21 protein-coding genes and 1 pseudogene are annotated in these 25,078 nt (G+C 54.9%); 13 read left to right on the top strand and 9 right to left on the bottom strand.

The features are described from left to right. Positions 1–13 precede the first annotated feature (13 nt). Entirely contained in the window at positions 14–1,237 is a 1,224-nt protein-coding gene (locus tag C2E16_RS01315) for an RtcB family protein (RefSeq protein WP_038629578.1), read from the bottom strand. 308 nt (positions 1,238–1,545) lie between these two features. Between C2E16_RS01315 and C2E16_RS21340 the strand changes: the two are divergent. The 3 genes and pseudogenes from C2E16_RS21340 to C2E16_RS01330 form a co-directional block, all read left to right on the top strand. Next, positions 1,546–1,746 (top strand): annotated as a pseudogene (locus C2E16_RS21340) (sigma 54-dependent transcriptional regulator); the annotation flags it as partial. Between the two features lie 4 nt (positions 1,747–1,750). Further along, entirely contained in the window at positions 1,751–2,662 is a 912-nt protein-coding gene (gene rnz / locus C2E16_RS01325; protein ID WP_038629581.1) for a ribonuclease Z, read from the top strand. Positions 2,663–2,978: 316 nt separating this feature from the next. Beyond that, positions 2,979–3,431, top strand: a complete 453-nt coding sequence (locus C2E16_RS01330; protein WP_038629584.1) for an Hcp family type VI secretion system effector — start codon at positions 2,979–2,981, stop codon at positions 3,429–3,431. Positions 3,432–4,221: 790 nt separating this feature from the next. Here the strand turns inward: C2E16_RS01330 and C2E16_RS01340 are convergent. From C2E16_RS01340 to C2E16_RS01350, 3 genes are all read right to left on the bottom strand, one after another. Beyond that, on the bottom strand, positions 4,222–4,914 hold the full coding sequence (locus C2E16_RS01340) for a hypothetical protein (protein ID WP_084970595.1): 693 nt from the start codon (positions 4,912–4,914) through the stop codon (positions 4,222–4,224). A gap of 506 nt (positions 4,915–5,420) precedes the next feature. Next, on the bottom strand, positions 5,421–6,263 hold the full coding sequence (locus tag C2E16_RS01345) for a 23S rRNA (adenine(2030)-N(6))-methyltransferase RlmJ (protein ID WP_038629588.1): 843 nt from the start codon (positions 6,261–6,263) through the stop codon (positions 5,421–5,423). A 112-nt stretch (positions 6,264–6,375) separates the two neighbouring features. Then, on the bottom strand, positions 6,376–7,191 hold the full coding sequence (locus C2E16_RS01350; protein ID WP_038629590.1) for a CPBP family intramembrane glutamic endopeptidase: 816 nt from the start codon (positions 7,189–7,191) through the stop codon (positions 6,376–6,378). 178 nt (positions 7,192–7,369) lie between these two features. Here C2E16_RS01350 and prlC point away from each other — a divergent pair, with 178 nt between their 5' ends. Further along, on the top strand, positions 7,370–9,412 hold the full coding sequence (prlC, locus tag C2E16_RS01355; RefSeq protein ID WP_038629593.1) for an oligopeptidase A: 2,043 nt from the start codon (positions 7,370–7,372) through the stop codon (positions 9,410–9,412). An 8-nt stretch (positions 9,413–9,420) separates the two neighbouring features. After that, complete coding sequence (rsmJ, locus tag C2E16_RS01360; RefSeq protein WP_038629596.1) at positions 9,421–10,173, top strand: 16S rRNA (guanine(1516)-N(2))-methyltransferase RsmJ; 753 nt, start codon at positions 9,421–9,423, stop codon at positions 10,171–10,173. A gap of 535 nt (positions 10,174–10,708) precedes the next feature. On the opposite strand, the gene uspA is transcribed toward rsmJ, so the two are convergent. After that, positions 10,709–11,146, bottom strand: coding sequence for a universal stress protein UspA (gene uspA, locus C2E16_RS01365; RefSeq protein ID WP_038629600.1), 438 nt, complete (start codon positions 11,144–11,146; stop codon positions 10,709–10,711). 319 nt (positions 11,147–11,465) lie between these two features. On the opposite strand from uspA, the gene uspB reads away from it, so the two are divergent. Continuing rightward, positions 11,466–11,801 carry a universal stress protein UspB gene (gene uspB / locus C2E16_RS01370; protein WP_038629601.1) on the top strand — a complete coding sequence of 112 codons (336 nt, stop codon included), beginning with the start codon at positions 11,466–11,468 and terminating at the stop codon, positions 11,799–11,801. Positions 11,802–11,874: 73 nt separating this feature from the next. On the opposite strand, the gene pitA is transcribed toward uspB, so the two are convergent. Continuing rightward, positions 11,875–13,374, bottom strand: coding sequence for an inorganic phosphate transporter PitA (pitA, locus tag C2E16_RS01375; RefSeq protein WP_133052093.1), 1,500 nt, complete (start codon positions 13,372–13,374; stop codon positions 11,875–11,877). Between the two features lie 241 nt (positions 13,375–13,615). Between pitA and C2E16_RS01380 the strand changes: the two genes are divergently transcribed. Then, positions 13,616–14,800 (top strand): BaiN/RdsA family NAD(P)/FAD-dependent oxidoreductase, encoded by a 1,185-nt coding sequence (locus C2E16_RS01380; RefSeq protein ID WP_038629602.1) that lies wholly within the window; start codon positions 13,616–13,618, stop codon positions 14,798–14,800. A 27-nt stretch (positions 14,801–14,827) separates the two neighbouring features. Here the strand turns inward: C2E16_RS01380 and C2E16_RS20715 are convergent, their stop codons facing one another. Both C2E16_RS20715 and C2E16_RS01390 read right to left on the bottom strand, forming a co-directional pair. After that, positions 14,828–15,004 carry a hypothetical protein gene (locus C2E16_RS20715; protein ID WP_156462411.1) on the bottom strand — a complete coding sequence of 59 codons (177 nt, stop codon included), beginning with the start codon at positions 15,002–15,004 and terminating at the stop codon, positions 14,828–14,830. 66 nt (positions 15,005–15,070) lie between these two features. Further along, on the bottom strand, positions 15,071–15,814 hold the full coding sequence (locus C2E16_RS01390; RefSeq protein WP_084971242.1) for a winged helix-turn-helix domain-containing protein: 744 nt from the start codon (positions 15,812–15,814) through the stop codon (positions 15,071–15,073). 814 nt (positions 15,815–16,628) lie between these two features. Between C2E16_RS01390 and C2E16_RS01395 the strand changes: the two genes are divergently transcribed. The 3 genes from C2E16_RS01395 to C2E16_RS01400 all read left to right on the top strand — a co-directional run bounded on the left by C2E16_RS01395 (position 16,629) and on the right by C2E16_RS01400 (position 18,830). Beyond that, positions 16,629–17,240 (top strand): helix-turn-helix transcriptional regulator, encoded by a 612-nt coding sequence (locus C2E16_RS01395; RefSeq protein WP_084971244.1) that lies wholly within the window; start codon positions 16,629–16,631, stop codon positions 17,238–17,240. Positions 17,241–17,294: 54 nt separating this feature from the next. Next, positions 17,295–17,522: a hypothetical protein gene (locus tag C2E16_RS20500; protein ID WP_146107470.1), complete on the top strand. Its 228-nt coding sequence runs from the start codon at positions 17,295–17,297 to the stop codon at positions 17,520–17,522. A 114-nt stretch (positions 17,523–17,636) separates the two neighbouring features. Continuing rightward, positions 17,637–18,830 (top strand): zinc-dependent alcohol dehydrogenase, encoded by a 1,194-nt coding sequence (locus tag C2E16_RS01400; RefSeq protein WP_084971247.1) that lies wholly within the window; start codon positions 17,637–17,639, stop codon positions 18,828–18,830. 59 nt (positions 18,831–18,889) lie between these two features. Here C2E16_RS01400 and C2E16_RS01405 read toward each other — a convergent pair whose 3' ends face one another. Further along, complete coding sequence (locus tag C2E16_RS01405; RefSeq protein WP_038629608.1) at positions 18,890–19,384, bottom strand: CinA family protein; 495 nt, start codon at positions 19,382–19,384, stop codon at positions 18,890–18,892. Positions 19,385–19,724: 340 nt separating this feature from the next. On the opposite strand from C2E16_RS01405, the gene C2E16_RS01410 reads away from it, so the two are divergent. From C2E16_RS01410 to C2E16_RS01420, 3 genes are all read left to right on the top strand, one after another. Beyond that, a complete protein-coding gene (locus C2E16_RS01410; RefSeq protein ID WP_084971249.1) occupies positions 19,725–22,688 on the top strand; it encodes an autotransporter outer membrane beta-barrel domain-containing protein in 2,964 nt (987 codons plus the stop codon). A 126-nt stretch (positions 22,689–22,814) separates the two neighbouring features. Beyond that, entirely contained in the window at positions 22,815–23,807 is a 993-nt protein-coding gene (locus C2E16_RS01415) for an alpha/beta fold hydrolase (protein ID WP_084971251.1), read from the top strand. 133 nt (positions 23,808–23,940) lie between these two features. Further along, positions 23,941–24,981, top strand: coding sequence for a dipeptidase (locus C2E16_RS01420; RefSeq protein WP_104951621.1), 1,041 nt, complete (start codon positions 23,941–23,943; stop codon positions 24,979–24,981). Positions 24,982–25,078: the final 97 nt, after the last annotated feature.

Genomic DNA, 25,078 nt, shown 5'->3' on the forward strand with positions numbered 1-25,078 from the left:
GGCGTAATCGCGGTTATCCTTTTACGCAAACCACCTGGCGCAGAGTATGCACGATCTCCACCAGCGATGACTGCGCCGCCATAACTGCGTCGATATCTTTATAAGCCATCGGGATTTCATCAATCACGTCGCTGTCTTTGCGGCATTCCACGTGCGCCGTCGCCCGCTGCTGATCGGCCACGGTGAAGCGTTTTTTCGCCGCGGAGCGGCTCATGGCGCGTCCGGCGCCGTGGCTGCACGAGCAGAAACTCTCTTCATTTCCCAGGCCGCGCACGATAAAGCTTTTCGCGCCCATCGAGCCGGGAATGATGCCCAGCTGACCGCGCTGCGCCGATACCGCGCCCTTGCGCGTCACCAGCACCGATTCGCCGAAATGCTGCTCGCGTTGCACATAGTTGTGATGGCAATTCACCGCCTCCGCCGTGGCGCTGAACGGCTTGCTGATGCTCTGCTTCAGCGCCGCCAGCACATGCTGCATCATGATTTCGCGATTATGACGCGCGTAATCCTGCGCCCAGCCCACCGCATTCATATAGTCGGCGAAGTGGCGGCTGCCCTCTTCAAAGTAGGCCAGGTTGCGGTCCGGCAGGTTGGCGATATGCTGCCGCATATCCTGCTGCGCCCGATTGATAAACAACGTGCCGATAGCGTTGCCGACGCCGCGCGATCCGCTATGCAGCATCACCCAGACGCGGTCCGCTTCATCCAGACACAGCTCGATAAAATGGTTGCCGGTGCCGAGCGTGCCGAGGTGCGCGTAGTTATTGGTTTTCAGCAGCGCCGGGTATTTATCGGTAATGCGTTTGAATCCTGTCTGCAACGTTGACCAGTGCCGATCGACGCTCTCCGGCGCGCGTTTCCAGGCGCCTTTATCGTTGCCGGAGCGGTTGCTGGTGCGCCCGTGCGGCACCGCGCGTTCGATCGCGCTGCGGATGCCGTAAAGGTTTTCCGGCAGATCGCCGGCGACCAGCGAGGTGCGCACCGCCATCATGCCGCAGCCGATATCCACGCCGACCGCCGCCGGAATAATCGCGCCGCGCGTCGGGATCACGCTGCCAATGGTCGATCCTTTCCCCAGATGCACGTCAGGCATCACCGCCAGGTGTTTAAAGATAAACGGCATCTTTGCCGTATCCAGCAGCTGCTGGCGCGCTTCCGGTTCCACGGGCACGCCCTGGGTCCACATTTTCACCAGCGCGCCGTTGGCGACGGTCAACGTTTGATATTGCGATTTCATACTTTCTCCTCTGTACGGCGGCGTGCCGTTGCTCGCCGCGTTGCGCCAGGGCGTCTGTTTTTAGCGCCGCGACGACAGGGTATGGCTAAAAGCGTGACATAAACGGGCTTTCCTGCCCACCGCATCTTTCCGCTGAAGCAGTACCGACATCAGATAAAAGAGTGGCTGACGGCGGTGAACTGCGCCACGATAACGCGCATGGCGTCGCTGGCCGACAATGGGCGCATCGCGCAGACAGGCGTCAGCGAGCGATCGCGCGCCTGCGGCAAATCTGGCGCGGATACGATCCGATGCCGCTGCCTCCAGAGGATCGCGATCTTTTCGATCGCGATTCGCTGGAGGCGGTATTGACGATCTGTCGGCGATCCGCCAGCCTGTCGGAAGCCGGACGCAAGCTTTTCGCCGTGTCGCGCCAGCAGAAGAAACAGTCGAATGACGCCGACCGACTGCGTAAATACCTCGCCCGTTTCGATCTGAGCTGGGAAGCCATTCAACAACAACCAGAGTAAGCCTATGCAACTGACTTTTCTTGGCACCTGTGCTGGCACGCCCAGCTTACAGCGTAATGTGACTTCTATCGCCCTGACGCTTTCTCATCGCGGCGACTGCTGGCTGTTTGACTGCGGCGAGGCCACGCAACACCAGTTTATGCGCAGCGCCCTGAAACCGGGCAAACTGCAAAAAATCTTTATCACGCACCTGCACGGCGATCATATTTTCGGCCTGCCGGGACTGCTGACCAGCCGCTCGATGGGCGGCATCCCTGAGCCGCTGACGATTTACGGGCCGCCAGGGCTGCGCCAGTTTGTCGAAACCGCGCTGAGCCTGAGCGGGTCGTTTGTCACCTATCCGTTGGAGATCGTTGAAATCGCGGCGGGCGAACTGTTCGACGACGGCGCGATCAAGGTCACGGCCTTTTCGCTGAATCACGTCTTGCCCTGCTTCGGCTTTCGCATCGAACAGCATGACAAGCCGGGTTTTCTCGACGCGGAAAAACTCAGGGCGGACAACGTGCCGCGCGGCCCCTGGTTCCAACAGCTGAAACAGGGCCAGAGCGTCACGCTGGAGGATGGCCGCGTTATTCATGGCCGTGACTATCTTGGCCCCTCGACGCCGGGTAAAAAGCTGGCGATATTCGGCGACACCGCGCCGACCGAGAACGCGCTGGCACTGGCGGCGGAGGTAGACGTGATGGTGCATGAAACCACGCTGGAGGCGGCAATGGAGGAGAAAGCCAACGGACGCGGCCATTCCACTACCGTACAGGCGGCGACCGCCGCCAGAGACGCGCGCGCCAAACGGCTTATCGCCACTCATTTCAGCTCACGCTATCGCTCTGAGGATATGCCGCGCCTGCTGGCGGAGTGCCAGGCGATTTTCCCTAACACCGAACTGGCGCGCGATTTTGCCGTCTTCGAGGTATAAGGGAAGGGCGCTACGGACGACGCCGAGCTGCCGAACCAGGCCGCGCAAAGTGCGTCTTGCTAGCTTAGCTTTATTGTTTGTCGTTAGATAAGGATCTTATACGTCGTTAGAGGCCCGCTGGTTATGCAAATTTATGTCTAAACATCAGCCAGGGCCTTAACTTACGACTTTTAGCCTATACCTTCACCTTTTTGATTACCAACATAAACAAAAGGTTATTAATGAGATTATTAGAGAATATTTATCCATTGGTACATTGATTGATCGCAGCTATAGGAATATAACGTGTTATTTAAATGGCTGGAATAAAATATAAATGGATGAACTATATTTACGTTTGCAGGGTATTACCGGGGAATCTAAAGATAATTTGCATCAAGGCTGGATTGATTTAAAAGGATATAGCTGGGGACTGGAAAGTCATGGGGCGGAGAATAACGGAACCGTTAATTTTCATAATCTCACGGTTCACGCCTTGCTTGATAAAGCGACTCCGGCAATGATTACTTACGCATCAAAAAAGACTCTGATAAGTAAAGCGGAACTGGCAATATGTCGCGCCGGGAGTGAGCATAAAGAATTTTGCCGCATTACGATAGAAAATGTACGCATAGCCGCTATTCGCATGGGGGATTCGGGCATTGCTTCAGAAGTAACTTACGAGCTGGAAGCCGATAAAGTGCAGTTTCAATACTGGGAGCAGACCTCAAAAGGCGGGCGCGGCGCGGAAACGCGTACAACCTGGAATATAAAAGAGCACCACGCATAATAAGATAGCGGAAGCTTCGTGCACCCGCTATTTAAAATTTCTTTTCTACAATAACCGATACGATAAATGTTAAGAGTATAAATAAGCCAATGGCCTCCATGCAAATATCTTCAGGTAAATACGTTACCGCAAACACAGCAAAGCACACAACCAGAATAGTTGCCCTTATTGCAAAGGCGAACATTCTTAATACAAATTTAATTAAGACAATAAAATATTTTTTATGTTAATTAATCATATATTTAATTATCTTCACTATAACTTCGTCACTTAGTCTGTCTGCGCGAATCGCCCTTGCATCCATGAAAAAAGCCTTCCTTATAAAAAAGGACATTTTAAGATTATGCGCATAAAGTGCCCGGTATGACAGATGCGCAAACTACCCGCTATTTAAAAAATTTCTTCTCTATAAGAAACGTTGCGATAAACGTTATTACTATAAATAGATTGCTTTCATACAAATATTGTCGGGCAAATAAGTGACCGGAAGCATAGCAAAACAGATAATAAGCACGTTAGGTATTATCACGAAAGCGAGCATTCTTAATTGAAACTTACATATTTCAATAAATATTTTCATGGTAAAAATAAGTTAAATTACTAAAGAAATTTTATTTCTATGTAAAACGTAAGGATGATTATACCCAACGCGAAAAGATATACATATTTCATCGGTATATCATGGCTTACGGCAAAAAAAGTAAATCCGTAAATCACAGATAAAGAAATTCCTGTAACTATAAAAAACTTTATTAAATATTTAAGTAATCTTATGAGTTGCGCTGTCATGTTATTTAACCATATAGGTGATTATTTTTACTATCTCTTCGTCGCTTAATGAACCTGTACGAAGCGCTTGCGAATTTATAAAAAGAGGTTCTATTAGAAAAAACATCATTTCAAGGTTGCGCGCATAAAGTAATCTATAGTATTCAGGATTTAACCTGTGTAAACGTTCTGCGCTTTCTTTTGCGGGGGCTACAAGCCCGTGAACTTTCATAAGGAAAAGTGCGGTGGTCGTGCCGTGTATGACATATCTTCTCGTTATTGCGCTTAATTTAAAACCATACGCTGCCGCTGCAACCACAGCAACCGTTAGCGCCTTACCATTTATCTGGCCTGCCGATACGCGAATGCCAGCTTTAAATAACGCATCCCTGATTCTTAATATTTGCTCTTCTTTTTTATTTTTGAATACTAGCTCAAAATATATTTCAATCATTTTATAAACAGCATTGCGGTCTGTTACTATTTGCATCAGACCGAGATAAAAGCGTTTATCATCCTCTTGTATCTGCCTACACACATCTTGATAATCTTCAAAAAAGCAAGATGTAAGAAAGGTTATCCGCTGTGCTGCTGCACGTAGATCTTTAGCGTCGTTGACCACTTCGTTTCTAATCGACGCTACGGCTTTTTCAAGTCGTAGCGCCAGCTGGCGGTCTGACTCACTCTTCAGCGCTGATATATCCGTGTAACTCATAGTAGCAACGTCCTTGTTAAAAGCTAATACTTAATTATACATTCATATGTGCTTCCCTGATTAAACAGAAGGAATATGTTAGTTGACACGTAGGGCTATAAATTTTGCCGGTGGATAAACATTCTCCCCATGCTGAATAAATTTGCGATATTCGCCGCGCGTCATCGCGTCATCGCGTCATCGCGTCATCGCGTCAGTGGCACCGGCAATTCCTTCCTGCCCTACCGGCGACGGCATGTAGTACCAGCGCGTCGCCACTGCATACCGTCTCGAAGATCGAGGCAGACATAAAGCAGTACGCATATTCTCGTGAGCCGCTGGAGTGAAGGCGTATATGCGCCTTTCGCTGGTGGGATTCGGCATTTGACCGGCGCGGAAGATCCAACAATCCGGAGATTTCAGAAAGTTGGCCTTCCGAATGAAGTCACGGCAGGCGTTCCACATCATCGCGCCGATGTACTTAGCGTGTTCTATGCGACACTCAGGCGTTGAAGAAAAACCGTCCCTTACTCTGGAACGATCCAGTTAACGCTGGTATGACCGGTGCCTGCGGGCACCAGTACGCGATGCAGCCATGGCAGCACATTCTGCATCTGCTGCTCCAGCTTCCACGGCGGGTTAATCACAATCATGCCGGAACCGGTCATGCCGAAACGGTCGCTGTCCGGGCGCACCGCCAACTCAATTTGCAGAATACGACGAATGCCGGTGGCTTCCAGCTCATGAATCATGCGCTTAATTTGCTGACGCAACACCACCGGATACCAGAGCGCGAACACGCCGGTGCTGAAACGGCGATAGCCTTCCTGAATCCCTTTTACCACCGCCTGATAATCGCTTTTCATCTCATAAGGCGGATCGATCAGAATCAGGCCGCGACGCGACGGCGGCGGCAGCTTCGCTTTCAGCTGCTGATAGCCGTCGGCGCGCGCCAGACGCGCGCGGCTGTCCTTCTGAAACTCGCTGCGCAACAGCGGAAAATCGCTCGAATGCAGCTCCGTCAGCTCCAGCTTATCGTCTTCACGCAACAGATGGCGGGCGATCAGCGGCGAGCCAGGATAATAGCGCAGGGTCGGGCCGTGATTCAGCGCCTTCACACAGCTGATATAAGGCGCCAGCTCCTCCGGCAAATCCTCCTGCTGCCAGACGCGGGCGATGCCTTCCAGATACTCACCGGTGCGCTCCGCATGCTCGCCGCTCAGCTGATAACGGCCAGCGCCAGCGTGCGTATCCAGATAAAGAAAAGGTTTATCCTTCTCTTTCAACGCGGTGATGATCAGGCTTTGAACGGTGTGCTTCAGCACATCGGCGTGGTTGCCAGCGTGAAAACTGTGACGGTAACTAAGCATATCTACAATATATCCGGTGATGCCTGATGAAATGAGGCCGGGGCGGAAACGCCCCGGCGGAAATTGACGCTAGTATAGCCGGACGCCGACTAAATTACTCGGATCTGTGCGGCTAGCGTTGCAGCACCGGATAAGTGAACAACAGCAGATGGGTCAGATTAAAGGCGAAATGCACCAGCGTCGCGACCCATAGCCTGCCGCTCCACTGCCAGGCCAGCCCATACAACAGCCCCGCCAGCGTAGCGAAAAAAATCAGCAGCGGGCCGCCCGCGAAATGCGCCAGGCCAAACACCAGCGCGGCGACCAACAGCGCGGGCCATGCACCGAATCGTTGACGCAGCCGCTGTTGCAGCCAGGCGCGGAACAGCGCCTCTTCCGCCAGCGAAACGAAAAACAGATTCGCCAGAGCGAACGCGCCCAGCCACGCCGGAAAGTGCGGCTCAATGCGCAGCCCGCCCGCCAGCGTCGCCACCAATAACAGCGCGGGAATCGCGGCGATCAACAGCGGCCAGGCGAAACGCGAGCGCGGTGGGGAAGCGGGCGCCTGCACCAGCGTCGGCAAACAGGCCAGCAGAATAAAGGGCACCAGCGCCTTATCCAGATTGTAGTAAAATGTAAAGGGCGCGCTGAGCGGACCGGCCTGGGCATGAACCACGACCGGCTGATTATGAAAGCCGGGCGCGAGATGCAGCGTCAGCGCGACGGCGCCTGCCGCCAGCACCGCTTCAAACAGCGGCATCAGCCGAACGTGATGCGCATAGTGCGTGCGCAGCCAGGCGACCAGCGTCAGGCCCGCTAACAGCAGCAGACCCGGCCACAGCAGCGCCTGCTGCCAGAGCGCCAGCGCCAGCGTCGCCAGCAGCAGCGGCTTCGCCGCAGGACGGAAAAAAAGCAGCGCCAGCAGCGCCGCCGCCAGTAAGTACCACATGATGTATTCTTCCTTAAACACCAAAATTAGCAGGATAAGGAATATAACAAACGCACCGGGTTAAATCAGCATCACCAAAACGCTGCGCGCCGTAAGCCCCATTGATTTTCGGACTGCTTAGCCGCATGTTAGTGATATTGCGCCTCTGCGCGCCCACATCAACTTAAAGGACTGCGCGATGACCAATCCATTATTGACCTCGTTTACCCTTCCCCCTTTTTCCGCCATTCAGCCTGAACACGTAGTCCCTGCCGTTGAGCAAGCGCTGCAAGCGTGCCGCGACGTGGTAGAAAAAGTAGTGGCGCAGGGCGCGCCCTACACCTGGGACAACCTGTGCCAGCCGTTAGCGGAAGTAGACGATCGTCTGGGGCGTATCTTTTCGCCGGTAAGCCATCTCAACTCGGTGAAAAACAGCCCGGAACTGCGCCAGGCTTATGAACAAACGCTGCCGCTGCTTTCAGAGTACAGCACCTGGGTCGGCCAGCATGAAGGCCTCTATCAGGCATATCGCAACCTGAAAGAGGGCGAAAACTACGCGCAGCTGAGCCTCGCGCAGAAAAAAGCGGTCGATAACGCTCTGCGCGACTTCGAACTGTCCGGCATCGGTCTGCCGAAAGAAAAACAGCAGCGCTACGGTGAAATTGCCGCGCGTCTCTCTGAACTTGGCTCCACCTACAGCAACAACGTGCTGGACGCTACCATGGGCTGGAGCAAGTTAATCACCGACGAAAGCGAACTGGCCGGCATGCCGGAAAGCGCCATGGCCGCGGCGAAAGCGCAGGCGGAAGCGAAAGGGCAAGAAGGTTGGCTGTTGACGCTCGATATCCCAAGCTATCTGCCGGTTATGACCTACTGCGACAACCAGGCGCTGCGTGAAGAAATGTACCGCGCCTACTCGACGCGCGCCTCCGATCAGGGGCCGAACGCCGGAAAATGGGATAACGGCCCGATTATGGCGGAAGAACTGGCGCTGCGTCATGAGCTGGCGCAGCTGCTCGGCTTCGACTCCTACGCCCACAAATCACTGGCGACCAAAATGGCGCAAAGCCCGTCGCAGGTGATCGACTTCCTGACCGACCTGGCGCAGCGCGCTCGTCCGCAGGCGGAAAAAGAGCTGGAGCGCCTGCGCGCCTTCGCTAAACAGGAACACGGCATTGACGAACTACAGCCGTGGGATCTCACTTACTATGGCGAAAAACAGAAACAGCACCTCTACGCCATCAGCGACGAACAGCTGCGACCCTACTTCCCGGAAGAACGCGCGGTCAACGGCCTGTTCGAGGTGGTAAAACGCATTTACGGCATCAGCGCTAAAGAGCGCAAGGATGTCGACGTCTGGCATCCTGACGTGCGCTTCTTTGACCTCTACGACGAAGATGGCGAACTGCGCGGCAGCTTCTACCTCGATCTCTACGCGCGTGAAAACAAACGCGGCGGCGCCTGGATGGACGACTGCGTCGGTATGATGCGTAAAGCGGACGGCAGCCTGCAAAAACCGGTTGCCTACCTGACCTGTAACTTTAACCGTCCGGTGAACGGCAAACCGGCGCTGTTTACCCATGACGAAGTCACCACGCTGTTCCATGAGTTCGGACACGGCCTGCATCACATGCTGACGCGCGTCGACGTGCCGGGCGTTTCCGGCATCAGCGGGGTGCCGTGGGATGCGGTCGAGCTGCCGAGTCAGTTTATGGAAAACTGGTGCTGGGAGCCAGAAGCGCTGGCGTTTATCTCCGGCCATTACGAAACCGGCGAGCCGCTGCCGCAGGCGTTGCTGGATAAAATGCTGGCGGCGAAAAACTATCAGGCGGCGCTGTTTATCCTGCGTCAGCTGGAGTTCGGCCTGTTCGATTTTCGTCTGCATACCGAATTCGATCCGGCCAAAGGCGCGCAGATCCTTGAAACGCTGGCGGAAGTGAAAAAGCTGGTGGCGGTGGTGCCGAGTCCGTCCTGGGGCCGCTTCCCGCACGCCTTCAGCCATATCTTCGCTGGCGGCTACGCAGCGGGTTACTACAGCTACCTGTGGGCGGACGTGCTGGCGGCGGACGCTTACTCCCGCTTTGAGGAAGAGGGCATCTTCAACCGTGAAACCGGCCAGTCGTTCCTCGATAACATCCTGACGCGCGGCGGCGCCGAAGAACCGATGGAGCTGTTCAAACGCTTCCGCGGCCGCGAGCCGCAGCTGGATGCGATGCTGGAACACTACGGCATTAAAGGATAACGCCAGGCGTGAAAATTGGTTTAATTGATGAATCAGGCACCGGAGACGGTGCCTTATCTGTTTTAGCCGATCGCTGGGGGCTGGAACAGGATGAGCAAGCGACGATGGCGTTGGTGATGACGCCGGAGCATCTGGAGCTGCGCAAACGCGACGAGCCGAAGCTGGGCGGCATCTGGGTCGATTTCGTCGGCGGGGCGATGGCGCACCGGCGACGTTTCGGCGGCGGACGCGGCGAGGCGGTGGCGAAGGCCGTCGGCATCAAAAGCGGCTATCTGCCTGACGTGGTGGACGCCACCGCCGGGCTGGGGCGCGACGCCTTCGTGCTGGCGGCGATCGGTTGTCGGGTGCGGATGCTGGAGCGGCATCCCGTCGTGGCGGCGCTGCTGGAGGACGGCCTGCGTCGCGGCTATCAGGATGCGGAAATCGGCGGCTGGCTACAGGCGCGGCTGACGCTGCTGCACGCCTCCAGCCTGACGGCGCTGGAAGATATCGCGCCGGCGCCCGATGTGGTCTACCTCGATCCGATGTATCCGCACCGGCAGAAAAGCGCGCTGGTGAAAAAAGAGATGCGGGTGTTTCAGTCTCTGGTGGGCGCGGATATGGATGCGGACGGCCTGCTGCTGCCAGCGCGCCGTTTGGCGAAAAAGCGGGTCGTGGTGAAACGGCCCGACTATGCGCCGCCGCTGGCGGGCGTTGCCACGCAATCGGCGGTTACCACTAAAAGCCACCGTTTCGATATCTACCCGCCGCTGGCGGATTAACGGAAGCGCCAAAAGCCCACCGTTTTATCCTTACAGGCGGCTCAAAAGCCAGAAGCAGCAGAGCCGCCAAAAGCCGCACCGTTTTGTCCTTACAGGCGGCTCAAAAGCCAGAAGCAGCAGAGCCGCCCAAAGCCGCACCGTTTTGACTTACAGACAACTCAAAAGCCGGAGGCGACGGGAGCCCTGGCCGAAAGTAAAGCGTCCCGCGCCAGGGAAGGCGCGGGCCGAGCTGTCAGGGATGACATCTTGCGTCTTTACGACCGGCCAGGGCTTCCGGCGCGGGCGCAGAACGACCAGGCGCTACCCCGCCAAACGGCAGCGTCAACCGACCACCGACCACCCACTAAACACTGTCCCCAGCAGCATCCTCTGGATAACATCTTGCGTCTCTACGATAGGCCAGGGCTTCCGGCGGGGCGCGGAACAACCAGAAGCCACCCCGGTTTTCCCTAACCGCCTGTCAACCCATCCCGCAGCCAATAAAAAAGGGGCGACCTCATCGCCCCTTCTTATGATTAACGCGCCGCGTCAGACTTTACTCATCATCCTCATCGCGCAGCGGCACAATCAACATATCGATATGCACCGTATTAATCAGCTGGCGCGCCGAAGACATCAGCTTGCTCCAGAAATCCTGATGATGGCCGCACACCACCAGATCCACATCATACTTCTTGATCGCCTCAACCAGCACCTGCGCCAGATCGCCGCTGCCGCTCAGCGTCTCGCTCACCGGATAGCCCGCACCCTGCGACAGCTCCGTCAGCGCATGATGCGTTTCTTCCGATATACGCTTCTGCATATCGCCGAGATTAACGTCAATCAGACCGGTATAAAGGTCGGAATAATTCACGTCGACATGAATCAGGGAGATTTTGGCGTCGTACGGGCGCGCCAGGGAAACCGCCTTTTCGACCAGCAGTTTGCTTTCCGGTGAGAGATCAACGGCAATCAGAATATGTTTATAAGCCATGACGGTACTCCTTCCATGTGTCACATAATGTCAGTATAGCGCCAGTTATTAACAAAAGTGTCTCCGGCGCGCCTGCTTTGCGACCCGGATCAAGGAGTGTTTTACTCGCTTTTCACATCGAATGAAAACAGCGGCTGGAAAATTTTTCATCACATCTCCTACACTGAATCATAACGATCATACTCCGGTATGATGCCGCGCTTTCTTCAGTAAAAAAACAAATCAGTCCGGTTCATTAGTGGCAGGCAAGTTATCGTGGGGCGTGTGGAGCGTATTCCCGCTGCAACGCGCTGCCGCGGTCGTAAGCCGGGAGGGGAACATGATTAGCACCGTCGCGCTTTTCTGGGCTTTATGCGTTGTCTGTTTAATCAACATGGCACGCTATTTTTCATCGCTGCGTGCGCTACTGATTGTGCTGCGCGGATGCGATCCTTTGCTCTACCAGTACGTGGACGGCGGAGGATTTTTCACCGCGCACGGCCAGCCGAGCAAACAGGTGCGGCTGGTTCGGTATATCTGGAAGCGGCACTATCTGGATCATCATGACGAAGAATTTATCCGCCGCTGCGAACGGGTACGCGGACAGTTCGTTCTTACTAGCTCGCTCTGCGCGATGGTGGCGATTAGTCTGGTAGGCCTGGCGATTTGGCACTAGAGGCGAGCTTCTGACGGCAGGAAAGGGTGGCGGGAAAAGAAAACGGGCCGGTTTTCACCGGCCCGTCGCGTCGTCAGATAAACTTCAGGGCGACCCAGTACAGGGAGCCGGAAAGCAGAATGGAGATCGGCAGTGTGAAGACCCAGGCCAGCGCGATATTCTTAATCGTGCGACTCTGAACGCCGCCGCCGTCGACCAGCATGGTGCCAGCCACCGATGACGACAAGATGTGCGTCGTGGAAACCGGCATCCCGGTATAGCTGGCGACGCCGATAGAAACGGCCGCCGTCACCTGAGCGGACATCCCCTGGCCGTAGGTCATGCCTTTCTTGCCAATCTTCTCGCCGATGGTAGTGGCGACGCGACGCCAGCCGACCATCGTGCCCAGTGAGAGCGCCAGCGCGACCGCTACGATAATCCAGACCGGCGCGTACTCAACCGTATTCAGCAGATCGCCCTTCAGCTTGCCGAGGAAGCGTTTATCTTCCGCGGAAACTTCCGGCATCTTGGCCGCTTTCTCTGCCGTATCGGAGATGCACAGCAACAGACGACGCAGATGGCTGCGCTGCTCCACGCTAAGCGCATCGTAGCCCGACAGATTATTCAGCATCGCCTGGGTACGGTTAATCGCCATCATGGCGCGTGCGCTGTCGCAATGGAACTCATGCGGCGCGCCCGCCGCTTCTTCCGGCGTCGGCAGGGCAGGCGGCGCCAGCTGGACAATATGCTGCAGCGTGTCGCCATGCTGCTGATAATACTGCTCCAGATGGTTGACCGCATCGCGGGTGCGCGTGATGTCATAGCCGGAAGCGTTCATATTGATCACGAAACCGGCAGGCGCGACGCCGATCAGCACCAGCATGATCAAGCCAATGCCTTTCTGGCCGTCATTGGCGCCGTGCGAGTAGCTTACGCCAATAGCGGAAACGATCAGCGCGATACGCGTCCAGAACGGCGGCTTCTTCTTGCCGTCTTCTTTCTCGCGATCGGCCGGCGTCATATGAATACGACGACGTTTTTTCGTGCCGCTCCAGTAACGACGCAGCAGGAAAATCAATCCGCCCGCTACCACCAGGCCGATAATCGGCGAAAGGATCAGCGACGCGAAGATATTGATCACCTTGGGGATATTGAGCGCATCCACCACGGAGGTGCCGGTAAGCAGCGCATTGGTCAGGCCGATACCGATGATAGCGCCAATCAGCGTATGGGAGCTGGACGCAGGCAGACCAAAATACCAGGTTCCCAGGTTCCAGATAATTGCGGCGAGCAGCATGGAGAAGACCATAGCCAACCCGTGCGCCGAACCGACATTCAACAGCAGGTCGGTTGGAAGCAGATGAACAATGGCATAAGCAACGCTTAAACCACCTAACAACACACCAAAAAAGTTAAACACCCCGGCCATCACAACGGCCAGCTGCGCGCGCATCGCACGCGTGTAAATCACGGTCGCTACTGCGTTAGCGGTGTCATGAAAACCGTTAATGGCTTCATAAAACAGCACGAACAGCAGAGCAAGTACTAATAACAGGCCGGTATTAAAATCGAGACCAGCAAATAGATGTAGCATAAGCGTTACGCCATTTTCGGGGACATGAACGCGGCGCATTATCAGCGACAAACCGCGCCGGGGGAAAGAAAAATATAGCTTTTTTTTGCCATAAAAGTGTAAAACGCCGGTCATCAGGCAGGAAAAATGCCAGGAAATCCGTTAGTTACATTATGTTACTTTACGGAATTTCTTGTTACGCTGGCCCGGATGTCGGCAACACATTACAATCGCGGTTTTGGCCGCCAGGCAGGAGTGAGCAGTGGAAAAGTATGACGTTATCATTATAGGCGCAGGGGCCGCCGGGCTGTTTTGCGCAGCGCAGGCCGGGCAGCGTGGCCGCCGGGTATTGCTGATTGATAACGGCAAAAAACCGGGCCGAAAAATACTGATGTCCGGCGGCGGCCGCTGCAATTTCACCAATCTCTATACCGAGCCTGCCGCCTACCTGTCGCATAACCCCCATTTCTGCAAATCAGCGCTGGCGCGCTACACGCAGTGGGACTTTATCGGCCTGGTGAACCAGTATGGCATCGCTTACCACGAAAAAACGCTGGGCCAGCTGTTCTGCGACGATTCAGCGCAGCAGATCGTCGACCTGCTGATGGCGGAATGCGAAAAGGGACAGGTCACGCTGCGTCTGCGCAGCGAAGTGATCGCGGTTAGCCGCGATGAGGCGGGCTATCGCGTACAGCTCAACGGCGCGGAAGCGCAGGCGGAAAAGCTGGTGATCGCCAGCGGCGGCCTGTCGATGCCGGGCCTGGGCGCCTCGCCGTTCGGCTATCGGCTGGCGGAGCAGTTCGGCCTGCGTATCCACCCGACGCGCGCTGCGCTGGTGCCTTTTACCCTGCACAAGCCACTGCTGGAGCAGTTACAAACCCTGTCGGGCGTATCGCTGCCGACGGTGATTGAGGCGGCCGACGGCACGCGCTTCAAAGAGGCGATGCTGTTTACGCACCGCGGCCTTTCCGGGCCGTCGGTGCTGCAAATCTCCAGCTACTGGCAGCCGGGCGAATATGTCACCATCAACCTGTCACCCGAACAGGATCTCGATGCCTTTATTAATGAGGAACGCGAGGCGCGCCCGAACCAGAGCCTGAAAAATACCCTGGCGAAGCCGCTGCCGAAACGGCTGGTAGAGGTATTGCAGGCGTTGGGCGTGGTGCCGGAAGTGACGTTAAAGCAGCTTAACGGCAAACAGCAGCGCGAGCTGACCGAAACGCTGCACCACTGGCGCATCCAGCCTAACGGCACAGAAGGCTACCGCACGGCGGAGGTGACGCTGGGCGGCGTCGACACGACCCAGCTCTCTTCAAAAACCATGGAAGCGCGCGACGTGCCGGGGCTTTATTTTATCGGCGAGGTGGTAGACGTCACCGGCTGGCTTGGCGGCTATAACTTCCAGTGGGCGTGGAGTTCCGCCTGGGCCTGCGCGCAGGCGCTGTAGAAAACATACGTCGGTCCGCGCCTCCTGTCACGTGCAGGGCAGGCCGTGGCTGGCGAAACCCTGGCGCGACGTCAGGCACAGAACAGCGCCGTCCGCTTTAACAAACGCGGCGGGGATCACCGCTTTCGAGGTGAACAGATAGTGATCTTTACTGACAGGCAGGAAAAATGTCTGCTCCCCCTGACTACGGGAGAAAGATGACAAAAAAGAGAATAAAAGCCAGCAGGCCTGCGAAAACAAGCGTTTTATATTTCATGCCCCTCTCCTTCGCTACAAGGAGGGGCAGGCAGATTCATCATGAGTCAGCGGATTTTGGCAGGAAACAAGTACAATGTTTTTCGCCGGCTGGTTGTGAACAATATAGACATAGGGATAATGTAGACAGTCAATGTAATTATGCACCATGTTATTGACTGCTTCCAGCGGCACTTTTTTCTCTTTATAAACGTACAGCTGACACTCTCCTATATCTTCCAGCTTATGGTAGTTGTTAATTGTTGTCTGAACATCGGTGTTAACCGGAAGGATGAAGAAAATAAAGAGCAACAGTAAAGCGATCGGCAATACCAGTAAACATGGCTTAAGCAGCGGAGACAGAGCACTAAACGCATCAGTCTCGCCAGGTAAACGTTTAACGGCTTCGGTTGGCTCAGGCTGTGGTGGCGATTCGTCGTCGCTGTGCACCAGAGTAATAGACTGTTCAATTTTGAACCCTTTGCGCGGCACCGTAATAACCCAGCGGCCAGCTTCAGGCTGCAGTTGATTAAGGCCGCGCCGAATAAGCGAGATATTTTGATACAGCGTATTGGGCGAAACGTTACGACCATTTTCCCCCCAGGCAAAATCATAAAGCTCTTTCTGTAAAACTATACCATCGGTTTTAAGCAAGATTTCAAGGCATCTCGCGGCAGGCTGCGTTAAGGTAATTTCCTTTGTTTCAACTCTGCGAATAGAGAGTTTCTTTTTTTCAGGGCAAAAGTAAATTACATCATTAATAATATAGACCGGTTGCATGGCTACATCCTGATTGCTAAGTCAACTTTACGTCTCTTAATGTTTTAAACCCTATCATGTTTTGATTAAAACTTGCATGCTTTTCATCGCTTATATAGAGATAGCAATACGTTTATAAGCGACCATTTTAAGCGCTATTTCAGAAAGCAAAGATTAACCGGCTGTTCAGGTGAGGAAAACTTTCCCTATGTCGGCGCAAACGTTGAGTAAAATTCGATGCACCAGGGTTAAAAAACAACGCTATCGTTGCTGCATAGGCTGAAAAGGATAGTTTTCCCTTAACAATATGGCGTGAGAGGATTTAAGGTTTTCGCCTGCGGACTCCCTGAAAATACGTTGGAGAAGTAATTTAAGATTTTGATTTTTATGCATTTATATCGAAAATGTAGAATCTTATCTCCTTAAAAATTGACACAATAAGATGTCCATTATTCCTCTTATGCGCTAATTAATTTTTTAAGGATATTATTTAATCCAGTTAACATTGTTTGCTTTTTTTAGACGGTTTAGATTCTTTCCATTCACAGTAAACCATATGGGTATAAATTTGAAATAAACCGGGAAGTGGCAAAAGAGAGGTTGATAAACAGAAACGACTCAATAAATGAGCCGGATAAACACCAAACCATGGAATAAACAAACGGCACCGACGGCGCTAATTTCGCCGGCAAAAATAATAGCGGTAGATAAATGCTGACCTCTTTCAGCACGGCAGTTAAATGTGACACAGCCGACAATTCGCCGGTTGCTCCTGTCCAGAAAAAGATGATTGGCGTGCAAACATAATTACTCCAGGTAAGGATGTTAAAGTCTTATGAAAATCATTTTATGTTCTGACAATTTCTTTTTTGCACAGGGCGCTGCGGCTCTGCTGCAGTCGGCCGGCCACGAGACCTGGGATTTTTTTTATCATCCTGAAAAAGCGCTTCCTGACGATCCGAATGAGGAATTTACCCTGATTGTCGATACCAGTGAGAGAAAACGGCTGCGTCAGCTTTTCTCCCGGCTGGAGGGGCGGTCATTACGCATCTTCTTTATTACTGACGAACTGTTCTATAAAAACGATTTGAGCGGTCTTGTGCAGGGCGTCATAGCGCGAAAAGTTGACGCCCAGGGATTGCTGGCCGCACTGGATGAAGAAAAGGCTGGCGCAAAGCCTCTGGAGTTTCTGCTGACCATACAGCAGCGGAAGGTATTGCAGTATCTGTTGCGGGGTATCCCTCCGGGCATGGTTGCGCGACTGATGAACATTTCCGTGAAAACCGTTTCCGCGCATAAGCGTAAAGTATTAATGAATTTAGGATTGAAAAAGATGAATGCACGCGCGTTCAGCTGCCTCGGCGATTTTTTCTATAAATCCCTGCTGATTTCAGAGCATCACCGGCCAAAAAAAAGTAAGCACTTTGTTAACCAGGCCGTCTATTAACGTCGCGTTACGGTTAAAGCAGCGTAACGCCCGGCAGAGTGCATCGCGCCTGATGTGACCGGTCAATTTCAAGATGTTAAACAATTTATTAAGGTTCCGAACGAAGGCGGTGCGCTGTCCCTAATTTTTGCATCGCCTTTTTTTTCTCTTCGCTTCCCGCATCCCTTGCATGGCGCGGGCTTAGCGCTTAATGCGATGCCTTCCTCGATTACTGACCACGACGTTAAGCGTATGTTTCGCTTTGCTTCGCTTGCGCAATTCTCAAGAGATACTAACTTTTAATATAGAAATTCCCTGGTGTTGGCGCAGATGCGCACCCCGCTTGATGCGGGTTTTTTTTAAACGGCGCTTATCAGGAGATGGTCATCTCATTTATCCCCAACATGGAGAAAGGCAATGAAAGCACTGACTTATCATGGCCCCCATCGTGTCAAAGTTGATAATGTTCCCGATCCTGGCCTGGAAGCGCCGGATGACATCATTCTACGCGTTACCGCTACCGCTATTTGCGGTTCCGATCTGCATCTCTATCGCGGCAAAATTCCTGGCACCTCTCATGGGGATATCTTTGGCCATGAGTTTATGGGGGAAGTGGTGGAAGCGGGATCCGCAGTGACGGCGGTGCAGAAAGGGGATCGCGTAGTGGTGCCTTTTGTTATCGCCTGCGGCGACTGTTTCTTTTGTCGCTTGCAAGAGTTTGCCGCCTGTGAGACGACCAATCCCGGCCGTGGGGCGATCCTGAATAAGAAACAGATCACTTCTCCGGCGGCGCTGTTTGGCTTCAGCGCACTGTATGGCGGCGTGCCGGGCGGACAGGCGGAATATGTACGCGTGCCGAAAGCGAACACCGGACCGTTTAAAGTACCGCAGATCCTGGCGGACGATAAAGTGCTGTTCCTCTCTGATATCCTGCCTACCGCCTGGCAGGCGGTGAAAAACGCACAGGTAACCAAAGGCAGCAGCCTGGCGATTTTCGGCGCCGGTCCGGTGGGACTGTTGACCGCCGCCTGCGCGCGTATGCTGGGCGCGGAAAAAATCTTCATGGTGGATCACCATCCCTATCGACTCGCCTTTGCGCAGGAGCGCTACGACGTTATTCCCATCAACTTTGATGAAAATGACGATCCGGCGGCCTTTATCATTGAAAACACCGTTAACCATCGCGGCGTTGACGCAGTTGTCGATGCGGTCGGCTTTGAAGCGAAAGGCAGCCTGACCGAAACCGTGATGACCAACCTGAAGCTGGAGGGCAGCAGCGGCAAAGCGCTGCGTCAGTGCATCGCGGCGGTAAGGCGCGGCGGCATCGTCAGCGTGCCGGGCGTGTATGCAGGTTTTATCCACGGCTTCCTGTTTGGCGACGCCTTTGATAAAGGGCTGACCTTTAAAATGGGGCAGACGCACGTTCAGGCTTACCTGCCGGAGTTGCTGGACCTGATTGAGCAGGGGCTGATTAAACCCGAAGAGATTATTACACATCATATGCCGCTGGAGCGAGCGGAGGAGGCGTACAAGATCTTTGAAAAACGCGAAGAAGAGTGCCGCAAGGTGATTCTGGTGCCAGGACTGACTGAAACGCTGCGCCACGTATAATCGGCCTTGGCGGTAAGAACGGGTTTCTGGCTTATGCCGAAACCCGTTTTTTTATGAGCCTAGTTATTTTCCTGAAGCAGCTCTTTCAGACGGGTAAGGGTAAACAGCGCCGCCTGATTGATTACTGATTCGCTGTCGCCGCTGAAATGCTTTATCTCCGCCTTTATCGTACCGTTGGGAAACCCCCAGCCAAACCAGATAGTGCCTGCCGGGGTGCCGTCCGGGCCGTCGTCAGGACCGGCATAGCCGGTCACCGACAGGCTGACCGATTCACCGGACTGCGCTTTTGCGCCAGCCGCCATCTCACGCGCCGTCGCCTGGCTGACGGCGGTGTATTTCTCCAGCGTCCGCTGATCGACCTTTAGCAGACGCATTTTGGCGTCATTGGTATAGGTCACGAAGCCGCTGCTGAAATAGTCCGCGCTGCTGCTGGCGGAACACATCGCCATGCTGACCAGCCCGCCGGTGCAGGATTCCGCCGTCGCCAACTTAACCCCGGCCTCGGTAAGCCATTCCCCTAATTCTGAAGCCGCCTGACGTAATTGTTCATTCATTGTCGTTCTCCTTGCGCTGTGGAATCAATTAAGTGTAGAAGACCTGCCCGCCGCTGGCAGACAGAGATAAAAATCTCTCTTCAGCAACGTAATATTTTCCACGCTGCGCGTTTGAAGAAATTATGTTTTCTGAATCTTTTCCTGAATTTCTTAACCGATCGCTGGCAGCGCCGATAATTCTTATCGATTTATTAATAAATGCCAACTATTCAGAGTTTATTTTAATACCGCTGCTATTTTCCTGTTAAAGGCCATTTATCGACGCCGGAAAAAGGAGTAATTCTCCGTGCGTGGATAACCGGCATGGAGTTTATTCATAGCGAAAGGAAACTGCTTTTATATGGAAAATCGCAACGCCACCATACCGCTTCTGTACCGGCTTAATCCGCTCAGTGCGTTTATTCAACGCAGACTTGCCTTTACCGGCGCCTTGTCGCTCCCGTTGATGTTATTTACGCCTTTTATCGTTCAGGCCACAGAGTATGGCTCAATTACCGTTGGAAAAGAGGCGACGCTGCAACTGTCTCCCGGAGACAGCGTGACGGTAGCGGGCAGCGAAAAGCACCTTTGCGGCATCTGCAACGCTGCTGGTGCCAGCGACAGCACGCTGACATTGGGCGATAGCGTGACGATTAATGTAGATGGACCGATGGCAAGAGGCATCAGGCTGCAAGGCAATAATGCGCAGTTGCAGGCGAACCAGCTGAGAATAACGGCGAACGGGATCAATGGCATTGAAGCGGATGCGCGCAATGTGTCGCTGAATTTAGGCCATGCAAGCCGCATTGAATTAACCACCAATTTAGGATGGGGAAATGGCATTGCTCTTAGTCGCGCTTCGACGCTGGAAGCCGATGCGTTATCGATTATTACGCACGACTTAGCGACGGGGTTATACATTTACCATGCTGGCTCGCAGGCTGATTTAGGAAATAACAGCTATATTCAGACGAATGGCAATCAGGCCAGCGGCATATTCATTTCCGGCATGGAATATAACGGACTAAATACGCCAGCCAGCCTGAAGGCGAATCAACTCTATATTGAGACCGCCGGGAACGCTGCCCCGGGTATTAATATTCAACCTAACTCCGTTGTCGATTTAGGAAAACAGAGCATTATAACAACCCAGGGCGAGGCGGCTATTGGTATCTGGACGCTGGGCGAGTTGACGGCAGAGGCGCTGGAGGTCCGCACCGCAGGCGGCGAACTCGCCAATGCAATCAGGGTGAATGGGCAGGGCGTGGCGAACATTGGCCCTGGCAGCGCTCTCTATACGGAAAAAAGCGGCGCGCTGGTCGCCATGGGCAGCACCGCCGCCATTTACTTCAACGGCAGCCCGACGCAGCGTAACACGATTGTTTCCGGCGGCACCTATGCGGTATCAGCGCAGTTTGCAGGCGCCAACGTCAATCTCTCTTATGCCGATATTCACGCCATCAGTGATACTGACGGCACCATCGCGCTTTGGGCATTTGGCGGCGGTAATATTATGGGCGATAACCTTTCCATCGTTGGTAATACCGCCACAACGGGCGCTTATGCCATGTCTGACAGTGAAATCGCGCTTACCGGCAAGACGGTGATTCGTATGGCTTCGCCGCTGGAAATAGCGCTGGGCACAGAGGGAAGCGAGGAGGCTGGCGCCGGTCGCATTACCTTAAATGGACAGGCGGATATTGTCGGCAGCGTACGGGCGACAGGCGGCGCCATTGCGCTGGATATGGCGTCAGGTTCACAGCTTACCGGCGTTGCCTTCAGCGACAGCGCCAACGGCGCCATACTGGATATGAAGATGGATCAGAGCCGCTGGAGCATGGTGGCCGACTCCGTGGTAGATAGCCTGACGCTGAACGACAGTACGGTCGACTTCGCAAATGACGTGGTCGGCACGCGGCTGACGGTCGGGGAACTGGCAGGCAGCGGTACTTTTGCGATGAAAACGGATATCGTCGCGCTGAACAGCGATAAGCTGGTGGTTACCGGCAGCAGCGCGGGCAATCATACGCTGCTGGTGCGCAATCGGGGCGATATGCGCACTACCGGGCAAGAGGTGCTGACGCTGGTGGAAACCCCGGATGGTCAGGCGAATTTCGCTTTATCGCCGGACAGGGGCAGGGTGGAACTGGGCGGTTATCTTTATGACCTGCGTAAAGCGGGCGGCGACTGGCAGCTTTATGCCGCTGGTGCAGTCGACGATCCCGCCGGGGCCGATCCTGAACCGACGCCGGAACCGACACCGGAGCCTACGCCGGAACCGACACCGGAGCCTACGCCGGAACCGACACCGGAGCCTACGCCGGAACCGACGCCGGAACCGACACCGGAACCGACGCCGACACCGACACCGACACCGACACCGACACCCATCACGCCTCCCGACAGGCCAGATATCACCAACGCGGCGGATGCGGGCGCTAATTTCCTGAATATCAGCTATCTGATGAACTATGCGGAGATGCAATCGCTGTTGCAGCGCTTTGGCGACCTGCGCCAGAAGCAGTCGCTCGGCGACGGCTGGGTGAGAGGCATCGGCGGACGCTTTGACAGCTTCGCCAGCGGCAAACTGAGCGATTTCAGCCTGAGCTATTCCGGCATGCAGTTCGGCGTCGACCGACAGTTAAGGCCGGATCTGCCGGTCGTAGCGGGTGCCTTTATGGGCGTCACTCACGGCAACGCTCATTACGCCAGCGGCAGCGGCGACCAAACTTCCAGCCATGCGGGTTTTTATCTCACTGCGATGACCGACAGCGGCCTGTGGTTTGACGGCGTGGTGAAATATTCACGCATGAAAAGCGGCTTCAACGTCAGGGATTCGCAGGGACAGGGCGTCAGCGGCTATGGCGCGGCGAATAACTACAACCTGTCGCTGGAGAGCGGCAAACGCTTCGCTCTGACGCAGGCGGAACAGGGCTTTTATCTGGAGCCGCAGTTGCAGCTTGCCTGGAGCCATCAGCAGGGGGATACGCTACGCGCATCAAATGGCCTGCGCATCGACCTCGACGGCTACGATTCGCTGTTGGGACGCGCCAGCGCGCTGCTCGGCTATCAAATCACGCAGGAGGCGCGCCAGCTGAATCTCTACCTGAAAAGCGGCGTGGTGCGGGAATTCAAAGGCGACACCGGCTATCGTCTGAACGGCTCGCCGGAGCGCCACAGTTTCCGCGGCAACGGCTGGAATAACGGGCTGGGCGTCAGCACGCAGGTCGCCGGGCAGCACCTGTTTTACCTTGAAGGAGACAGCACCACCGGTCACCAGTTTAATCAGCGACAGTTCAGCGCGGGCTACCGCTTTACCTTTTAATACGCGCGCTTTACCTGCTTTTACCTGACTCTGCTCCCGGAGCCGCCTGATTACGCTTATATTTTTGCCGTACAGGTTATTGTTTCCTGCCGCATCAGGCGGCTCACTTAAAACAGGAGCAGACTAATGAACAAGCTCACCTCCCTGGCCGGCGCGTTGGCGCTGATGCTGGCGGCGGGGAATGCGTCGGCCGCCTCTTACGGCGAGCAGCTGGAAGGCTTTCCTATGCCTTATCCGCTTCAGCATTTCACCTTTTCCTCTCAGCAGCAGTCGCTCAGCATGGGCTATATGGATGTGAAGCCGGTCGGTCAGGCTAACGGGCATGTGGCGGTATTGATGCACGGCAAAAACTTCTGCGGCGCCACCTGGGAAAGCACTATCCGTGCGCTGAGCCAGCAGGGATACCGCGTCATTGCGCCCGATCAGGTGGGCTTCTGTACCTCTACCAAGCCTGACAGCTATCAGTACAGCTTCCAGCAGCTCGCCAGCAACACACATCAGCTGCTCAAGAGTCTGGGCGTGGAAAAAGCGATTGTTATCGGCCACTCCACCGGCGGCATGCTGGCGACGCGTTATGCGCTGATGTATCCGCAGCAGACGGAAAAGCTGGTGATGGTCAATCCGATCGGTCTGGAGGACTGGAAAGCGAAAGGCGCGCCCTGGCGCACGGTGGATGAGTGGTATCAGCGCGAGCTAAAGCTGTCGGCGGAAGGGATCAAAAAGTATGAGCAGCAGACTTACTATGCGGGCAACTGGAAGCCGGAGTATGACAAATGGGTCGATATGCTGGCCGGGCTGAACAGCGGGCCGGGACATAAGAAAGTTGCCTGGAACTCCGCGCTGATCTACGACATGATCTACAGTCAGCCGGTTTACTACGAGCTGCCGGATCTGCGTGTCCCGACCACGCTGTTTATCGGCACCGCCGATACCACCGCCATCGGCAGCGATATCGCGTCACCGGCGGTGAAAGCGCAGCTGGGGCATTATGAGGTATTGGGGAAAGAAGCGGCGAAACGCATTCCCCACGCCCGCCTGGTTGAGTTTGACGGCATGGGACACGCGCCGCAAATGGAGGCGCCGGAGAAGTTTAACCAGGCGCTGATAGAGGATTTATAGCCTAAATAATTCAGGGTGCAGGAAGGCGGCAAGGGCGTGAATCGCCGGGAGCTTACAAAAGTAAGTGACCGGTGTGAGCGAACGCAGCCAACGAATCTGCGGCCTGAAGTATGACGGCTATAGCGATGCTGAAATGATAAAAACGCAAACCTTTTTTGATGGTCACAACGATCTGCTGCTGCGTCTGTGGGTCAACCACGCGGACAATCCGGCGCAGGCCTTTTTCGCCGGGCTTGAGCGCGGGCATCTTGATTACCCGCGCATGCGTCAGGGCGGCTTCGCCGGCGGCCTGTTCGCCGTCTTCGTGCCGCCCGCCGTCTGGCTGGCGGGCGAGCGCAAGCAGGATCTCGCCAGCGTGCAGGCGCAGCACGACGCGCTGGCGATCGCCGAGGCGCAGATAGCGATTTTGCAGCAGCTGGCGGACGCGTCGCAGGGCCGGGCGCGTCTGTGCCGCACGGCGGCGGAGATCGAGCAATGCCTGCAACAGGATGTGCTGGCGCTGGTGATGCATATTGAAGGCGCCGAGATGCTCGACCCGGAGCTGGCGCTGCTGGACACGTTTTATCAGCTGGGCCTGCGCAGCATCGGGCCGTTCTGGAACCTGCCCAACCGCTTCGGCGTCGGCGTTAACGGCGGCTTTCCCGGTTCGCCCGATACCGGCGACGGCATGACGGAGGAGGGCAAAGCGCTGATTCGCGCCTGCAATCGCAAACGGCTGCTGATCGATCTTTCGCATATGAATGAGAAGGCCTTCTGGCAAACAGCGGAGCTCAGCGATGCGCCGCTGGTGGCGACGCACTCCAACGCGCACGCGCTCTGCGCGCAGCCGCGCAACCTGACCGACGCGCAGCTGGCGGCTATCGCCCACAGCGACGGTTTCGTCGGCGTTAACTTTGGCAACGCCTTTCTGCGCGCCGATGGACAACGCAATGCCGACACGTCGTTGCATGAAATTGTTAAACACCTGTGCTGGCTGATCGATAAAGTGGGAGAAGATCGGGTTGGCTTTGGATCTGATTTTGACGGCATCAGCGTGCCGGAAAGCCTTGGCGACGTAACGGGAATGCCAAAACTTTTCAAGGCGTTAACCGATGCTGGCTTTGATGAGAAACGTCTGGAAAAACTGGCCTGGCGTAACTGGCTGCGGGTGCTGAAGCGCACGTGGGGTCAATAGAAAAGTTGCGATCCAGGTCACATTAGAGCAACATCTGCGCTGCCAAATTTTCATATTTGACAAGTTGTGGGTTGCCTGCCGCAATTAATGGTGACAA

The sequence above is a fragment of the Mixta calida genome, from assembly GCF_002953215.1.
In the GTDB taxonomy this organism is placed as follows: domain Bacteria; phylum Pseudomonadota; class Gammaproteobacteria; order Enterobacterales; family Enterobacteriaceae; genus Mixta; species Mixta calida.

Bases quoted from the DNA above. Each gene is read 5' to 3' on its own strand.
- C2E16_RS01315 (WP_038629578.1), bottom strand. From the start codon at position 1,237: ATGAAATCGCAATATCAAACGTTGACCGTCGCCAACGGCGCGCTGGTG.
- rnz (WP_038629581.1), top strand. From the start codon at position 1,751: ATGCAACTGACTTTTCTTGGCACCTGTGCTGGCACGCCCAGCTTACAG.
- C2E16_RS01330 (WP_038629584.1), top strand. From the start codon at position 2,979: ATGGATGAACTATATTTACGTTTGCAGGGTATTACCGGGGAATCTAAA.
- C2E16_RS01340 (WP_084970595.1), bottom strand. From the start codon at position 4,914: ATGAGTTACACGGATATATCAGCGCTGAAGAGTGAGTCAGACCGCCAG.
- C2E16_RS01345 (WP_038629588.1), bottom strand. From the start codon at position 6,263: ATGCTTAGTTACCGTCACAGTTTTCACGCTGGCAACCACGCCGATGTG.
- C2E16_RS01350 (WP_038629590.1), bottom strand. From the start codon at position 7,191: ATGTGGTACTTACTGGCGGCGGCGCTGCTGGCGCTGCTTTTTTTCCGT.
- prlC (WP_038629593.1), top strand. From the start codon at position 7,370: ATGACCAATCCATTATTGACCTCGTTTACCCTTCCCCCTTTTTCCGCC.
- uspA (WP_038629600.1), bottom strand. From the start codon at position 11,146: ATGGCTTATAAACATATTCTGATTGCCGTTGATCTCTCACCGGAAAGC.
- uspB (WP_038629601.1), top strand. From the start codon at position 11,466: ATGATTAGCACCGTCGCGCTTTTCTGGGCTTTATGCGTTGTCTGTTTA.
- pitA (WP_133052093.1), bottom strand. From the start codon at position 13,374: ATGCTACATCTATTTGCTGGTCTCGATTTTAATACCGGCCTGTTATTA.
- C2E16_RS01390 (WP_084971242.1), bottom strand. From the start codon at position 15,814: ATGCAACCGGTCTATATTATTAATGATGTAATTTACTTTTGCCCTGAA.
- C2E16_RS01395 (WP_084971244.1), top strand. From the start codon at position 16,629: ATGAAAATCATTTTATGTTCTGACAATTTCTTTTTTGCACAGGGCGCT.
- C2E16_RS01400 (WP_084971247.1), top strand. From the start codon at position 17,637: ATGAAAGCACTGACTTATCATGGCCCCCATCGTGTCAAAGTTGATAAT.
- C2E16_RS01405 (WP_038629608.1), bottom strand. From the start codon at position 19,384: ATGAATGAACAATTACGTCAGGCGGCTTCAGAATTAGGGGAATGGCTT.
- C2E16_RS01410 (WP_084971249.1), top strand. From the start codon at position 19,725: ATGGAAAATCGCAACGCCACCATACCGCTTCTGTACCGGCTTAATCCG.
- C2E16_RS01415 (WP_084971251.1), top strand. From the start codon at position 22,815: ATGAACAAGCTCACCTCCCTGGCCGGCGCGTTGGCGCTGATGCTGGCG.
- C2E16_RS01420 (WP_104951621.1), top strand. From the start codon at position 23,941: ATGATAAAAACGCAAACCTTTTTTGATGGTCACAACGATCTGCTGCTG.